Source organism: Brevundimonas sp. Br13 (assembly GCF_055391505.1).
The window spans coordinates 982,355-995,653 of the sequence record NZ_AP044008.1 but is presented as its reverse complement, the minus strand read 5'-3'; the positions used below and the strand labels follow the sequence as shown (position 1 = coordinate 995,653).

Annotated in this window: 16 protein-coding genes; 2 read left to right on the top strand and 14 right to left on the bottom strand. The window is 69.4% G+C overall.

Annotated features, from left to right (window positions below; all coding sequences use genetic code 11):
* Window positions 1–4: 4 nt before the first annotated feature.
* From tilS to tolB, 5 genes are all read right to left on the bottom strand, one after another.
* Window positions 5–1,321: a tRNA lysidine(34) synthetase TilS gene (tilS, locus tag ACZ5M6_RS04895; protein WP_464159817.1), complete on the bottom strand. Its 1,317-nt coding sequence runs from the start codon at window positions 1,319–1,321 to the stop codon at window positions 5–7.
* Complete coding sequence (locus ACZ5M6_RS04890; protein ID WP_054764721.1) at window positions 1,312–2,154, bottom strand: tol-pal system YbgF family protein; 843 nt, start codon at window positions 2,152–2,154, stop codon at window positions 1,312–1,314. The genes tilS and ACZ5M6_RS04890 overlap by 10 nt, the downstream gene beginning before the upstream one ends.
* A 42-nt stretch (window positions 2,155–2,196) precedes the next feature.
* Window positions 2,197–3,306, bottom strand: a complete 1,110-nt coding sequence (locus tag ACZ5M6_RS04885; RefSeq protein ID WP_152949500.1) for a DUF3667 domain-containing protein — start codon at window positions 3,304–3,306, stop codon at window positions 2,197–2,199.
* Window positions 3,307–3,419: 113 nt separating this feature from the next.
* Window positions 3,420–3,977 carry a peptidoglycan-associated lipoprotein Pal gene (gene pal, locus ACZ5M6_RS04880; protein ID WP_464159816.1) on the bottom strand — a complete coding sequence of 186 codons (558 nt, stop codon included), beginning with the start codon at window positions 3,975–3,977 and terminating at the stop codon, window positions 3,420–3,422.
* Window positions 3,978–4,130: 153 nt separating this feature from the next.
* Window positions 4,131–5,504: a Tol-Pal system beta propeller repeat protein TolB gene (gene tolB / locus ACZ5M6_RS04875; RefSeq protein ID WP_152949498.1), complete on the bottom strand. Its 1,374-nt coding sequence runs from the start codon at window positions 5,502–5,504 to the stop codon at window positions 4,131–4,133.
* A 144-nt stretch (window positions 5,505–5,648) separates the two neighbouring features.
* Between tolB and ACZ5M6_RS04870 the strand changes: the two genes are divergently transcribed.
* Both ACZ5M6_RS04870 and ACZ5M6_RS04865 read left to right on the top strand, forming a co-directional pair.
* Window positions 5,649–5,876: a hypothetical protein gene (locus ACZ5M6_RS04870; RefSeq protein WP_054764717.1), complete on the top strand. Its 228-nt coding sequence runs from the start codon at window positions 5,649–5,651 to the stop codon at window positions 5,874–5,876.
* Window positions 5,873–6,310, top strand: coding sequence for a TA system VapC family ribonuclease toxin (locus tag ACZ5M6_RS04865; protein WP_054764716.1), 438 nt, complete (start codon window positions 5,873–5,875; stop codon window positions 6,308–6,310). Before ACZ5M6_RS04870 ends, ACZ5M6_RS04865 begins: the two co-directional genes overlap by 4 nt.
* Window positions 6,311–6,313: 3 nt before the next feature.
* Here the strand turns inward: ACZ5M6_RS04865 and ACZ5M6_RS04860 are convergent, their stop codons facing one another.
* The 9 genes from ACZ5M6_RS04860 to ACZ5M6_RS04820 form a co-directional block, all read right to left on the bottom strand.
* Complete coding sequence (locus ACZ5M6_RS04860; RefSeq protein ID WP_464159815.1) at window positions 6,314–7,144, bottom strand: hypothetical protein; 831 nt, start codon at window positions 7,142–7,144, stop codon at window positions 6,314–6,316.
* Entirely contained in the window at window positions 7,145–7,600 is a 456-nt protein-coding gene (gene tolR / locus ACZ5M6_RS04855) for a protein TolR (RefSeq protein WP_464159814.1), read from the bottom strand. It abuts the gene before it with no gap.
* A gap of 3 nt (window positions 7,601–7,603) precedes the next feature.
* Window positions 7,604–8,359: a protein TolQ gene (tolQ, locus tag ACZ5M6_RS04850; protein ID WP_191555020.1), complete on the bottom strand. Its 756-nt coding sequence runs from the start codon at window positions 8,357–8,359 to the stop codon at window positions 7,604–7,606.
* Between the two features lie 125 nt (window positions 8,360–8,484).
* On the bottom strand, window positions 8,485–9,198 hold the full coding sequence (locus ACZ5M6_RS04845) for a CPBP family intramembrane glutamic endopeptidase, BDIM_20840 family (protein WP_464159813.1): 714 nt from the start codon (window positions 9,196–9,198) through the stop codon (window positions 8,485–8,487).
* Window positions 9,199–9,255: 57 nt separating this feature from the next.
* Window positions 9,256–10,353 carry a helix-turn-helix domain-containing protein gene (locus ACZ5M6_RS04840; protein ID WP_464159812.1) on the bottom strand — a complete coding sequence of 366 codons (1,098 nt, stop codon included), beginning with the start codon at window positions 10,351–10,353 and terminating at the stop codon, window positions 9,256–9,258.
* A 36-nt stretch (window positions 10,354–10,389) separates the two neighbouring features.
* Entirely contained in the window at window positions 10,390–10,821 is a 432-nt protein-coding gene (locus ACZ5M6_RS04835) for a hypothetical protein (protein WP_464159811.1), read from the bottom strand.
* A gap of 155 nt (window positions 10,822–10,976) precedes the next feature.
* The gene (ybgC, locus tag ACZ5M6_RS04830; protein WP_464159810.1) at window positions 10,977–11,438 is read right to left on the bottom strand and encodes a tol-pal system-associated acyl-CoA thioesterase; all 462 of its coding nucleotides are present in this window, start codon (window positions 11,436–11,438) and stop codon (window positions 10,977–10,979) included.
* Complete coding sequence (locus ACZ5M6_RS04825) at window positions 11,435–11,824, bottom strand: hypothetical protein (RefSeq protein ID WP_182714871.1); 390 nt, start codon at window positions 11,822–11,824, stop codon at window positions 11,435–11,437. Before ACZ5M6_RS04825 ends, ybgC begins: the two co-directional genes overlap by 4 nt.
* 3 nt (window positions 11,825–11,827) lie before the next feature.
* The gene (locus ACZ5M6_RS04820; RefSeq protein WP_464159809.1) at window positions 11,828–13,294 is read right to left on the bottom strand and encodes an alpha/beta hydrolase; all 1,467 of its coding nucleotides are present in this window, start codon (window positions 13,292–13,294) and stop codon (window positions 11,828–11,830) included.
* Window positions 13,295–13,299: the final 5 nt, after the last annotated feature.

Below are 13,299 nucleotides of genomic sequence, written 5' to 3'. Positions count from 1 at the left end.
ATTGTCAGTCTCGGAAAATAGGCGCTTCCGCCGCGTTACGCCATGGCGGCGCGATCAGATCGTCCTCATGCGTCGTTTCGCCCAGCGCCAGTCTGAGCCGTTCGGGCGCCAGATCGCGTCGCCGCACGGCCGGGCTTGCAAGAACCGGGGCGCCTTCATCGTCCCGGATCAGCACGGGCTCGGCGCCCCGCGCCGCCGACGGCAGCCGCCCCAGGGCCGCGCGGTCCGACGGGGCCAACTGGGCCAGACGGCCTCGCGCCGCGCCGACGCGCCAGCCCGCTTCGTCGGCTTCAAACACGAACCGGCCGTCCCAGACCGTCTCCACCCCAGGGATCAGGTCCAGATCGGGCCGCGCCGCCCGGGCCAGCTCTCCGGCTTCCCGCATCATCAGGACCGCCTGCCCCTCGGCCTCGATCCGCGCCCCGCACAGGACGACGGCGAAATCCTCGCCCGCGCGCAATCGCCTGATCAGCCGCGCCAGCCGCTCGCCCCGCGGCGGGGTCGATCCGCCCCCGATACAGACCAGGGCCGTGGCCAGGACGCGAGGCTCGATGTCGCGCGAGGTCTGGATCAAGCCCTCCGAAGAAAAACGCACAGGCTGGACGGCGCCGGACTTTCTGGGAGCTGTGGCCGGGGGGGCTTCGGCAGGGAGGTCCGCTACGGCCCGATCGGCCAAGGCTTGCCGCGCCCGGCTGCGGCCGAAACGCGGGTCGGCGTTGGCGGGGTCTTCGATCCAGCCGGCGCCCTGATCTCTCAGCCAGGCCCGAAGGGTCTCGCGCCGTTCGCCCAGCAGGGGCCGCAGCAGCATCAGCCCCCGCCCCTCGGGCCAGGCCGGCGAGGGCGCCCATTCGCGCACCCGCCCCAGGGTCGAGCCCTCGGCCCGCATCAGATCGGCCTCGGCTGCGTCGTCGGCGGTGTGGGCCATCAGCACGACCCGCGCCCCGGCGGCCCGCGCGGCCTCGGCGATCAGCCGGTGCCGGGCGCCCCGCGCCGCCGCCGTCAGGCCCGCAACAGGCTTGTCCCCGGTCCAGACCAGACCCCGCCAGGCGCAGCCCGCAGCCTGGGCCGCCTCGCCCGCGAACCGGGTCCAGCCGGGGCTGTCGGGATTCAGCCCATGATCCACCGTCAGGGCCAGAACCGGCCGCCCCCGCGCCTGGGCCCAGGCCGCCGTCAGCCGCATCAGTGCGATGGAATCCCCGCCCCCGGACAGGGCCAGGGCGACGGGTCGGTCGTCATGGACCGTCAGCCGATCGTCCAGCCGTGCAAACAGGCGGGGCTGGAGACCTCCGGTCCCGTCGTCCGACGGGTCCGTCAGCTGCACCCGCCGGCGGTCTTCATCTGGGCGGCGCGGGCCTTTTGCGGATCCGAGGCCGAGGGGGCGTAGCGGCGTGTGAACTCCGCCAGGGCCGCGCAGCCTTGCGTCTTGCGGTCGGTGGCGAACAGGGCGTCGGCCAGTTTCAGCGTCGTATCGGCCGCCCAGCCGATGCGCGGCCAGTCCTTCAGGGCCGCCGCGTAGAAGGCCACGGCCCCCGCCTTGTCATTGGCCGAGACGCGGATGTCGCCCAGGCGGGAGTTGGCCTCGCGCGCCTGGGGGGTGTCGGGCCAGGTCACGACCACCGTCTCCAGCGCCCGCGCGCCGCGCGCCCGGTCCTCGCCCATCAGCCGCACGGCCGCCGCCAGGTCCTGCCCGGCGTCGCCGGTCGGGGAATTGGCCTCGATCGGGGCGTTCAGCTCGGCCGCCCGCTCCAGCTTCTCGATCCGGCCCTCGGCGTCCACGATCCGGGTTCTCAGCGCCGCATTGTCGCGCTGGGCCTCGTCCAGCTGGAAGGTCAGCCGTTCGTTGTCGCCGTTGATCCGGCGCACCGTGGCCTCCAGGTCCTCCAGCCTCTGGCTCAACAGGCCGAACTGGCCCTGGAGGGTGACCACCTCGGGGTCGGGCTCGACCAGCACCGGCTGACCGGCGGCGTTCCTCTGGGTCAGGGCGCGTTCCAGCCGACGCACATTGCGGTCCAGCTGGTCCAGCCGGCGTTTGTCCCATTCGATGGGCTGCATGATGTTGGGCGCGGCCTGCTGGGCGACGGCGACGCCGCCCCCGGCCAGAACCAGGCCGACGGCCGTCAGGGCCAGGAGACGGGGGAAGGACAGCTTGATCATGGCTTCTAGCTTTCACCGATTTGGGGCCGCCGCAAGGCGGACCTAATGACCCAGACCCAGATAGACGATGGCCGTGACGAACAGGCCGATGACGATGTTGCAGAAGAACAGCAGGGCCGCCGTCCGCCACAGGGCCGAAAAGATCGACAGACCATAGGCGCCCTTCAACTGGGCGAACATATGCGCCGGTATGACCGCCAGCCCGATCAGGCCGACGAAGCCGCCCAGGACGCCGTTGATCGTCCCGGCCAGGACCATGACCATCAGCAGCAGGGCCATGAAGGTCAGGGAATACAGGATGAAGACGCCGTGGTCGTAAAGGGTGAAGCCCCGTTTCCACAGGAACAGCAGGGCCACGAACGGCAGGGAGAAGGGCACCAGCAGGAAGGCGAACTTGTAGAGGGTCTGCTGCAGCTTATAGAGGGCTAGGTCCGGGTTCTGGAGCTTCTTCAGCAGCACGGCGCCCAGGCCGTGGCCCTTGACCTTGCCGTCGGCGGCCAAGTCCTTGACCTGAGCCTGCCAGGTGCCGGGGGCCAGGCCGTCGGACCGGCCGTCGCGCAGCTCGGTCTCCAGCCGGTTCAGCGACTGGCGGCGGTTCTCCACCACCCCCTCGGCGGTCTTCAGGGTCTGGGCGGCGATCGGACTGTCGTTCACTTCGGGGTCGGCGCGCAGTTCGGCGACGGTCTTTTCCGCCTCGACCAGACCCAGCCGCTGTTCGGCGACCTCGGCCTGGAGACGGGCGGTGCGTTCCGCCTCACCCTCATGCGCCCCCGGCTGGGGCATGAAGCTGAGGGCGAAGAACATGATGAAGAGGGTGCACAGAAAGATCGCCAGGGGCGAGACATAGCGGGTGCGTTTGCCCTGAACCCATTCGCGCGTGAGACGGCCGGGGTTCAAGGCCAACAGCGGCAGGGTGCGCCAGACCCGGGCGTCGAAATGCATGACTCCGTGCAGCAGCTCCTCGCCCAGATGCAGCAAGGTGCGGTGGACATGGGTCGGCTGGCCGCAGTGGGCGCAGAAGTTTCCGCTGGTCTCGGCCCCGCAGTCCGAACAGACGCCGTGGCCGGCCTCGCCCGCCTGGCCCGCCGGTTTCTCGATCGCCCCCGCGATCAGCCCGCCGGTGATGGCCCCGCCGGCTCCTTCGATATCCACGCCCTTGATCCCCCGTCGTCTTGCGAAGGCCACCTTGCGGAGGGCGGGCGGAAAAGAAAAGAGGCGCCGGCCTTCGCCGACGCCTCTCCGGTCTCGATTTCGGCTCTCGCCCCTTAGCGCGAGGCGCCCGAGACGATGGCGGTGTGGGCGTTGCGGTTGCGGGCCCAGGCCTCTTCGTTCGAGCCTTCGGCGATCGGGCGCTCCTTGCCGAAGCTGATGGTGTCGATCCGGCCGGCGGGCACGCCGCGATTGATCAGATAGGTGCGGACGGCCTCGGCGCGGCGGGCGCCCAGGGCCAGGTTGTATTCGCGGGTGCCGCGTTCGTCGGCGTTGCCCTCGATCCGCACCGTGACCGACGGATAGCGTTGCAGCCACTGGGCCTGGGCGTCCAGGCGCGGCATGGCCTCGGGCCGGACCTCATAGGAATCCAGGTCGAAATAGATCCGGTCGCCGACATTGACGACGAAGTCCTGTTCCGTGCCGGGGGCGGCGGCGCCCATATTGCCGCCGGACACCGGGCCGGTCGGGGCGGTCGGATAGGCCGGGCCGGTCGGGGCGGTGGTCGCGGGTTCGGTCGGCACGACGCCCTCGACCGGCTTGCGGGCGCAGGCGGCCATGGCGGCGACGGCGCAGCCGACCATGGCCACGGTCATGATGCGGGATTTTTTCATCGGGTCGTCTCCTGAAGGATTATGAGGACGGCGGCCTCAAGCTTGGCCTTAAGTTCTGCCCTTGGCGGATTTTGGGCGCCAGGGGCGATAACGCAGTGTTGAGCCGAATGGCTCCGTCTGACGGCGAACGGCGTCACGCGACGCCGCCCGACCTCAGGCTGGGCAGCTGTCGGGGCCCTGGCCGAAGCCCAGGTTCGACGGCGGCGCGTCCAGCAGCGGCGACCAGGCCGGGTCGGTGCCGCGGCCGTTGTAGCCCGCCTGGGCCACCACCCGGCCCGACAGGTCCACCGTCCACAACCGGGTGTCCCCGCCCCGCGTCTGGCGGGCGAACATCACATAGCGGCCGTTGGGCGCCCAGTTGGGGCCTTCTTCGAAATAGCTGGACGACAGGATGCGCTCGCCCGAGCCGTCAGAGTTCATCACCCCGGTGGAGAACCGGCCGCCCGACTGTTTGGTGAAGGCGATCAGGTCGCCGGTGGGGCTCCAGGACGGCGCCGTATAGACGCCGCCGCCGCGCGAGATCGGCCGCTGGCCCGAGCCGTCGGCCCGCATGACATAGAGGCGCGCCGTCCCCGACCGGTCCGAGTTGAACACGATCTGGCTGCCGTCCGGGCTGAAGGAGGGCGAGGTGTCGATGCCGGGGTCCGACGTCAGCCGCGACAGCTGGCGGCTGCGCAGGTCCATCACATAGATGTCGGTATTGCCGCCCCGGATGATCGAAAAGGCGATCTTGTTGCCGTCGTTGGAGAAGCGCGGCGCCAGCACCTGGCCGTCGAACTGACCCAGGCTTTCGCGCCGGCCCGTGGTCAGATTGTACAGATAGATCCGGCTGTAATCCTTGCCCAGCGCCACATAGGTGATCTCGTCCGGCTGGGAGGCCGAAAAGCGCGGCGACATGATCACCTCGTCGCCCTGGGTCAGATAGACGGGGTTGAACCCGTCCTGGTCGGCGATGGTCAGGCGGTTGATCCGGTTCAGCTGCGTCCCCTCTTCGGAGACGAAGATGACGCGGGAATCGAAGAAGCCGGCCTCGCCGGTCATCCGCTGATAGATGACGTCGGAAATCTTGTGCGCGATCCGGCGCCACTGCTCGGCCGTGGCGGTGAACTGATAGCTGACCAGCTGGCACTGACGGTACGGATCATAGAGGCGGAAGCCCACGTCCACCCGATTGTCGGCCCGCGGCGTCACCGCCCCGTACAGCACCGCCTGGGCGCCGATCTGGGTCCACTGGGGGAAGTTGGGCGCATTGGCCAGGGTCAGGCCGGTCTCGATGAAGCCGGCCGGGTTCAGCGGTTCGAAGAAGCCCGACCGTTTCAGATTGCCGCTGATCACGCTGGAGATGTCGGCCCCATGATCGCCGCTGAAGGGCACTATGGCGATCTGGAGGGGGCGCAGCACCCCCTGGTCGATCTCGACCTCGACCGGCTGGCTCTGCTGGGGCGCGGCTGCGACGTTCTGGGCCTGGGCGGAAGAGACGGTCGTCGCCACGGCGGCGACCGAGGCCAGAAGGAGGTTCAGACGCATCAAATGCTCCCGTAAATCTCGAAAGATCGCCGACCTTATCGCCGGTTCGTATGACAATCGCCAGCTTCTCACGGCGAATGGGGCGACTTTGAGGAGGCGCGCCTCACATTGATGCGTGATGCGTGATGCATTATCTTCGGCGGCATGCGCACCACCCTCGCCATAGACGACGACGTGCTGAATGCGGCTCGCGCCCTTGCCGCCCACCAGGACCGCACGGTGGGTGAGGTGATGTCTGAACTCGCTCGTCAGGCGCTGCAAAAGCGTGAGAGCACAGTGCGCTTCCGCAACGGGGTTCCTCTTCTGCCAGATCGGCCTGGGCCCATGGTCACGCTGGAAGACGTCAACGCCCTGCGTGACGAGCTGCCTTGACCTATCTGTTGGACGTGAACGTGCTGATCGCCCTCGTCGATCCTCGCCACGTCTTTCACCATCCTGCCAATACCTGGTTCCAACGCGAAGCCGCTCCGTCCTGGGCCACCTGTCCGATAACCGAGAACGGTTTGGTCCGCATCGTCGGCAGCAGCCGCTATCGCAATCCGGTCGGCCCGCCTTCCGATGTCGTTCGGATTCTCGCTCTGCTGCGAGACATGGCTGGTCACGTCTTTTGGCCGGATGCCGTCAGCCTGGCCGACGAACGCCTGTTCGAGCCCTCGGCCCTGACCAAGCCGGAACAGATCACCGACGCCTATCTCCTGGCTCTGGCGGTCTCGAACGGGGGCCGGCTTGCGACCTTCGATCGCCGACTGTCCCCAGACGCCGTCAAAGGCGGACGATCGGCCCTTCACCTGATCACGGACACCTGAGCCTCACCGGTTCCGGCAGGCCCGTTCGGTGTTGAAGGTCGGGCGATAGGCGCCGCCGGGAAAGCCCTGGGGCACGTCGAAGGGGGCGGTCTGGCGCAGGGCCCGCAGCGCCCCGTCCGCCGCCGCCCGATAGACCGAGGACGACTGCGGATTGACCAGGGTCGGGCCGCGCGTGATCCGCCCGTCGGCCGACAGGGTCAGTTCGACCTGAATGCGCAACTGGTCCGCCCCGGGGATGTCGCAGGGCAGAATCCAGTTCGGATAGACCTGGTTGAAGATGGCCGTGACCTGCGGCCCCGTGGCCTGGGAGGCGGTTCCCGACCCCTGCTGGCCCGTCGCCGGGCGGCCGCGGTTGTTGGTCGGGCGCGTCGGTCCCGCCAGGGCGTCCAGGTCCAGGCTCGGCTCGTCGCGTTTCGGCGCCGGGCGGGTCGGGGTCGGCGGGGTCGGACGCGGCGGCGTGGGCCGGGCCTTTTCCGGCGTCGGGGGCGCAGGCCGCGGCGGGGTCGGCCGGGGCGTCGGGGTCGGCGTGGGCTTGGGCGCGGGCCTCAACGCGGGCGCAGGCGTCGGCGGCGGCGGGGTCGGTTCAGGGACCGGCGGGGTCGGCTCTTCCGGCGCGCTGACCGGGGCGGTGGCGGCGTCGTCAGGCGAGGGCTCGGGCTGCGGATCGTCGGCGGCCGCCGCCGCGATCACGGTCTCGGACACGATCGACACCGGCACGGAGTTCACCAGCGGCGGCGCCTCCTCGGCCTTCTGCGAGAACGACACGAAGGCGAGCGCGACCACCCCGGCGTGCAGGGCGATGGAGCCGAGGATCGCGGGGCTCGGACGGCGCAATCAGCCCTCCGGCGCCGTGTCGGTGATCAGGTTCAGCTTGGTGAAGCCCGAGGCGCTCAGCCGCGCCATCACCCGCGCCACGGCCTGATAGGGCGCCCGGCCGTCGGCCCGCACGAAAACCGGCCGCTCGGACGCCTTGTCCGATCCGCCGGCCTCGGTCAGCAGACGCACCGCCAGATCGTCGAACGACGTCTCGCTGTCGCCGATGAAGATCGCCCCCTGCTGGTCGATGCTGACCGACAGGGGTTCGTTATTCGTCTCGACCGCGCTAGCCTCGGTCTTGGGCAGCTCCACCGGCACGCCCACGGTCAGAAGCGGCGCCGAGATCATGAAGATGATCAGCAGCACCAGCATCACGTCCACCAGGGGCGTGACGTTGATCTCGGTCAGGGGGCCTTTGCGCCCCCGCCGCCCGCGACGCGACCCGCCGCCGCTCGAACCGCCTCCCAAGGCCATGGCTCAGACGCCCCGCTTCAGGTTCAGGCCCGAGGCGGGCTCGACCGGAGGGGGCGGCGGGGCGGACGGAGCCCCCAGACGCCGCGCCACCGCCGCCTGAAGATCGTCGGCGAAGGCTTCCAGCCGGCCGGTGAACTTGCCCGCGTCGATCGAGAACTTGTTGTAGGCGATATAGGCCGGAATGGCCGCGCCCAGGCCGATGGCCGTGGCGAACAGGGCCTCGGCGATGGCCGGCGCCACCGTGGTCAGATTGGTGTTGCCCGCCGCGGCGATGCGGCCGAAGGCGTTCATAATGCCCCACACCGTGCCGAACAGGCCGATGAAGGGCGAGGCCGTCGCCACGACCGACAGCACGCCCAGGCCGTTTTCGATCCTCTGGCCCTCGCGCTGTATCAGGCTGTTCATGGCCCGGTCGATCCGGGTCATCAGCAGATCGCCCTGGTGTTCGTTCAGCGCCCCCTTCTGGCGCGCCTCGCGCCAGTCGGACAGGGCGATCACCAGCATGCGCGGCAGGGCGTGTTCCGGCTGCGGTCCCGCCTGGGCCGCGACGTCCTCCAGCGACCGGCCCGACTGCACCGCCTTGTCGAAGTCGTCGGCCTGGCGGTTCAGGGCGGTGAAGCGGAAGGCCTTGTCGATGATGATGGTCCAGGACCACAGCGACGCCGCCGCCAGTCCCACCATCACCGACTTCACCACCCAGTCGGCGGTCATGAACAGCTCGACGGGGTTCATCATCGAGGCGTCGACGGGCGTAGTCATTCAGGCGCTCCGGGCGAGATCAGGATCAGTCACGTCCCCTCTTCGACCGAGCGGGCGTGACCATTGTGTGGCGTCCCGCCCGTTTAGCCGCCCCATGCGCCGCCGTCACCAGAAAGGCGCGCCCGTCAGAGGAACAGGGACACGGCGTTTCCGAAATTGTGCAGCAGGACAGGCGCCAGCAGGCTTCCGGTCCGCAGACGCAGCCAGACGGCGATGAAGGCGGGCAGGGCGGTCATGGCCATCGTCAGCGGATCGAAGGAAAAGCTCCCCTTCGAAAAGCCGAAGGCGTGCGCCAGGCCGAACAACAGGCACGACAGAACCGCCCCCCAGCTCCAATCCACGCCCAGGACGCGCTTGGTCCCGGTGAAGGCCTGGCAAAGCGCCAGCAACAGCACGCCGCGATAGAAGGGCTCCTCCTCCAGGCCCGGCATCGTCAGCTGGAAGGCGATCTCTTCGCCCATGGCCCTCTCCCCCGAAAAGGCCAGGGCCAGGACCAGGAAGAAGGCGCAATAGAGCAGGCCGACCGGCAGGGCCGCTTTCAGACTGCCCGGCGCCTGGACCAGGGTCAGGCCGCTGCGGCGCCGGCCGAAGCCGGGGCAGGCCGCGATCGCCAGGGTGGCGGCCAGGGCCAATATCTTGCCCTGCCAGTTCCACGACCCGCCGATCACATCGGGCAAGAGGCCGTAGAGATTGGTGAGCAGGGCGTCGTTCACCGCCACCAAGACGGCCGCGATCAGCAGCCACCGAAACGAAAAGCCGCGCCGGTCCATCAAGCCGATCGCGACGCCCCCTCCCAGCAGAAGCGCCAGAACCCCCGCCAAACCGATCAATCCGTTCACTGTCGTCCCCTTGTGTCAGACCCCCCGCACTAGGGCCCGAGGGACGGCGCCGTCTCCTCAGAACCCGGCTTTCGGCTCCTCAGAACCTGCATTTGTCGAGGAGGCGGCGCGGGCGGTCGCCCTGTAGCGGCTCGGAGCGCAGCCCTCGACCGCGCGGAAGGCCCGGTTGAAACTGGCCAGGGAGGCGAAGCCGCTGTCCAGGGCGACGGCGATCAGCTTGTCTTCAGCGTGCGCCGGGGCGCTCAGCCGCCGCCGCGCCTCGGCCACCCGATACTGGTTCAGGAAGCTGCGGAAATGGTCATGGCCCAGTTCGTGGTTGATCAGGATCCGCACGGCCCGCTCCGACGCCCCCATGCGGGCCACGAAGGCGGCGAAGGTCAGTTCGGGATCCAGGAAGACCTGTTCGTTCTCCATCAGATCGATCAGACGGCGATGAAGGGCCGCATCCCTCGCCCCCAGGCCGGGCGCTTCGGCCGGCGCCCGCTCCGGGTTCGCAACGCCGAAGGTCAGGGCCTCGGACCGCACGGTCAGCAGCCGCCCGGCCAGCCAAAGGCCGAAGATCAGGATCATCAGATTCTGGCTCAGGGCGAAGGCCAGCGGCCGCCAGTCGAAGCCGAACAGCAGGTCGGCCGACAGATCGACGAACAACATCCCGCCCAGCCCGACTGCGGTCAGGACGCGGGCGTCGTGCCGCTGCTGGATCAGGTCGTCCTCCCGTTCGACCAGCAGCCGCCAGACCAGATGGCCGACGATGGCGAACCCCAGCGGCAACAGCAGCCGCGACCATTCCCACTGTCCCAGGGCCGCGCCGAACAGGCCCCGATCCAGGGCGGCGATCAGTCCCCAGATGAGGCCGACCGCCAGGACCGGCCCCCGCACCCGGAACCGCCTGTCGAAACACGACAGACAGAACCACCACAGGAAGATGACCGTAAAGCCGCTCAGCACCCGAGCTGCGGCTCCGACCGGTCCGTCAGGCTTGAGCGCCAGGGGCGTATTGCCCAGGACGAAACCCGTCAGACACAGGGCCAGGGGCGCAAACAGCAGGGCGGGCAGGCCGATCCGCCGCCATTGCCTCAGCAGAAGGGCGGCGGGCAAAAGCAGGGCCGCCGCCGCCCCGGCCCGGACGGCGACGTCCAACTGGTCGATGATCATGGCCTTGCCTCTGGGCCGATCGCTCGCCTCAGGGCCTCATTCGGCGCTCGGCCGCCGGTTCGGATCGACAGCGACCGAGACGGGGGCGCCGACGCTGATGATGACGCCCTCGTGGCCTTCCTTGGCGATGGAATAGGTGGCGGCGTCCTTCAGCAGCTGTTCCTCGCACTGGCGGTCGCCCGGACGGCCCAGGGCCTCGCAGCCGCGCTTGGCCGCATCGGTCCAGCCCAGGACCCGGCGCGTCGCCGCCTCGGCCCGTTTGATCGCCGCCTCGTCTTCTGCGGCGGCCTGGGCGATCAGGGCCTGACGCGCCCCCTGCTGATATTGCAGCTCGGCCTGGCCCGCCATCTTGCGCTCCCAGACCTTGTAATAGGGACAGCCCACCAGGGCGCCGCCGACCAGCAGCGCCGCCAACAGCAGCACGGTGAGCGTCGCCCCCGTCGAAATCTTGTAGGTTTCCCCGGCCATCCTGCACCCGATCTCTATCCGCCCATCCCGGCGAAAGCCGGGACCCCGATCTTTGGGCGCAAATCGCCTGAAATCAAAGCCCGGCCGTCATCCCATGCGCTGTCGATGCGAAAGCCCTGGGTCCCGGCTTTCGCCGGGATGAGCGGAGGGATGATTCAGCTTCCTTTCGCCAGCCACGGAGTCACCTTCTCGATCAGCCCCTTCGTCGGGCGACGCGGCCGTCCGTCCAGATGGATGCAGACCGCCGTCACCTCGGCCCGGCACAGCACCTCGCCCCCGCGCTCCACCGTCTGTCGAATGATCAGCCGCGGCCCCCGGATCGCCTCATACTGGGTCCGCACCACCAGGGCGTCGTCGATCCGCGCCGGCTTCAGATAGCGGATGTTCAGCTCGGCCACGACGAAGGCCAGGGGTTGATCCTCCTCCAGCAGGTCGGCGTGCCCCACCCCGACGGCGCGCAGAAAGTCGGACCGCCCCCGCTCGAAATAGCGGACGTAGTTGGCGTGATAGACCAGGCCGGTGAAGTCGGTGTCCTCATAATAGACCCGCACCGGCAACAGGTGGTCGCGCCCGTCGAAACGGCCGGCCGTCGGAAGGTCGCTGGGAAGATCGGTCATGTCCCCAGCCTAACGCTGGGCGGCGGCGTCAGGAAGCCGGGGCAATAGCGTCGGCGCATCTCGCGGAACTCGGTCGGCAGGGGATCGTCGCTGAACAGGATGCGGTTGGGCACGGAGATGAAGCCCACCGCCGCCCCGCCCCTGGACCGGCCCACATAGCCGCAGACGGCCCGCTTCTCGCCCGCCTCGGCGTAGCGCAGCTCGGCGCCCGGCCCCAGCTGTTCGCCGATCTGGCGCACGACCCGATGCGACGGCGTCTCGGGCGGCGCAATCCGCGACCGGTGGGTCATCATCCACAGCCCCGCCCCGGCCGCCGCCAGCGCCGCCGCGACGAACAGGGCGGCGATCGCACGGGAAGAGGACGGAAAGACCCAGGCCCGCCCCATGTCTCAGCCCGCCGTCGCGGCCTCGATGAAGTTCAGCGGCGTGTCCGCCGGTGGCAGGCAGCTGCGATCCACCGGCGCCGATGGATCGCGCAGGAAGTCGCGCGCCATCTTGCGGGTGCAGGGGCTGGCGTTGATGACGCCGTGGGTCGCATTGGTCACGATCACCACCTGGCTGTTGGAGTAGCCCTTGGCCGCCGCCTCGGTCAGGGGCGGCGGGCAGCCCGGATCGATCTCGGCGGCGACGAACAGGGTCGGGACGTCGGTCTGGACCGGCAGGTTCTCGATCGGCAGCGCGGGCCGTTCCCCTACCGCCGCGCAGACGTCGAACAGCCGCGACAGCGAGGGGACCAGCACCTCAGCGACCGGATCGCCTGCGGCGCCCGCCGCCAGCCGCGCCTTGGATTCGAACGGCAGTTCTTCCTTGCACAGATGGGCCATGTGCTGACCCTCGAAATAATAGGTCCGGTCCTCGGCGATCTCTGCGACCGGGCTCAGGTCCCCGGCGATGATCTTCTCCAGATCGGCCGGCAGGCTGCGCACGCCCCGCGCGCTGTAGGTGGTGTCCATCAGAAAGGCCGACAGGTCGTCGACGGTGAAGGTCTTACCGTCCTTGCCCGTCACGGGGCCGGCCAGCCATTTGCGCGCCTCGGCCTCGAACCGCGCCTGAAGGTCCGGATGGCGCGCCGCGCAGTCCGCCTGGGCCTGGCATTTGCCCAGGATGATCTTGACCGCCGTCGACACCTGTTCCGGGGTTCCAACCGCCCAGTTGCCCTCGGGCGGCCAGGGGCTGTCCATCACGGCGGCGCGGACGATCTGAGGCTGGTGGGTGATGACCGCCGCCTCGATGCGCGGGCCGTAGGAGCCGCCCCACAGGTCGATCTTCGACAGGCCCAGGGCCTGGACCATGTCCTTGACGTCGGCGGCGGTGGCGGCGGCGTTGTACTGGTTCAGATCGACGCCTTGGGCCTGATACCCCTTCAGACAGGCGATCAGCCCATCGCGATCCGCATCCGACGGCGGCCCCGCATCGGTCAGTTCGACGCCCGGACAATCCATCGACGGGGCGCCGGCCCCGCCGCCGCGCTGATCGAACAGGATCACGTCCTGATCCACCGCAAAGGCTTCCGGATTGCGACGCAGGGCCGTCAGCATCCGCCCGGCCCCGCCGACCATGGCCCCGCCCGGCCCGCCGTGGAACATCACCACCGTCGGCAGGGCCTGACCCGAGGCGTCCTTATAGGGGGCGGCGGCCTTGATGATGACCAGGGCCAGGTCGATGCGCCGGTCGCTGACCGTCCCGTCGCGCGCCTCGTCCACAGTCAGGGTTCCGCACCGCACTTGGCGCACCTCGGTCGGCCATTCGGCCGGACAGGCCTTTTCGGTGAAGACGGGGGCGGCTGCTTTCGCAGGCGGCGCCAGACTGGTCAGGCCGGCCGCAAACGCCACTAAGGCCAGGGTGCGCAGGATCATGGGTC

What these genes read in the sequence shown, in the direction of transcription:
- tolR (WP_464159814.1), bottom strand. Translation starts at nt 7,600, where the DNA reads ATGGCCTTGGGAGGCGGTTCGAGCGGCGGCGGGTCGCGTCGCGGGCGG.
- ACZ5M6_RS04820 (WP_464159809.1), bottom strand. Translation starts at nt 13,294, where the DNA reads ATGATCCTGCGCACCCTGGCCTTAGTGGCGTTTGCGGCCGGCCTGACC.
- ACZ5M6_RS04870 (WP_054764717.1), top strand. Translation starts at nt 5,649, where the DNA reads ATGCGCACCACCCTCGCCATAGACGACGACGTGCTGAATGCGGCTCGC.
- ybgC (WP_464159810.1), bottom strand. Translation starts at nt 11,438, where the DNA reads ATGACCGATCTTCCCAGCGACCTTCCGACGGCCGGCCGTTTCGACGGG.
- tolQ (WP_191555020.1), bottom strand. Translation starts at nt 8,359, where the DNA reads ATGACTACGCCCGTCGACGCCTCGATGATGAACCCCGTCGAGCTGTTC.
- pal (WP_464159816.1), bottom strand. Translation starts at nt 3,977, where the DNA reads ATGAAAAAATCCCGCATCATGACCGTGGCCATGGTCGGCTGCGCCGTC.
- ACZ5M6_RS04890 (WP_054764721.1), bottom strand. Translation starts at nt 2,154, where the DNA reads ATGATCAAGCTGTCCTTCCCCCGTCTCCTGGCCCTGACGGCCGTCGGC.
- tolB (WP_152949498.1), bottom strand. Translation starts at nt 5,504, where the DNA reads ATGCGTCTGAACCTCCTTCTGGCCTCGGTCGCCGCCGTGGCGACGACC.
- ACZ5M6_RS04835 (WP_464159811.1), bottom strand. Translation starts at nt 10,821, where the DNA reads ATGGCCGGGGAAACCTACAAGATTTCGACGGGGGCGACGCTCACCGTG.
- ACZ5M6_RS04825 (WP_182714871.1), bottom strand. Translation starts at nt 11,824, where the DNA reads ATGGGGCGGGCCTGGGTCTTTCCGTCCTCTTCCCGTGCGATCGCCGCC.
- ACZ5M6_RS04840 (WP_464159812.1), bottom strand. Translation starts at nt 10,353, where the DNA reads ATGATCATCGACCAGTTGGACGTCGCCGTCCGGGCCGGGGCGGCGGCG.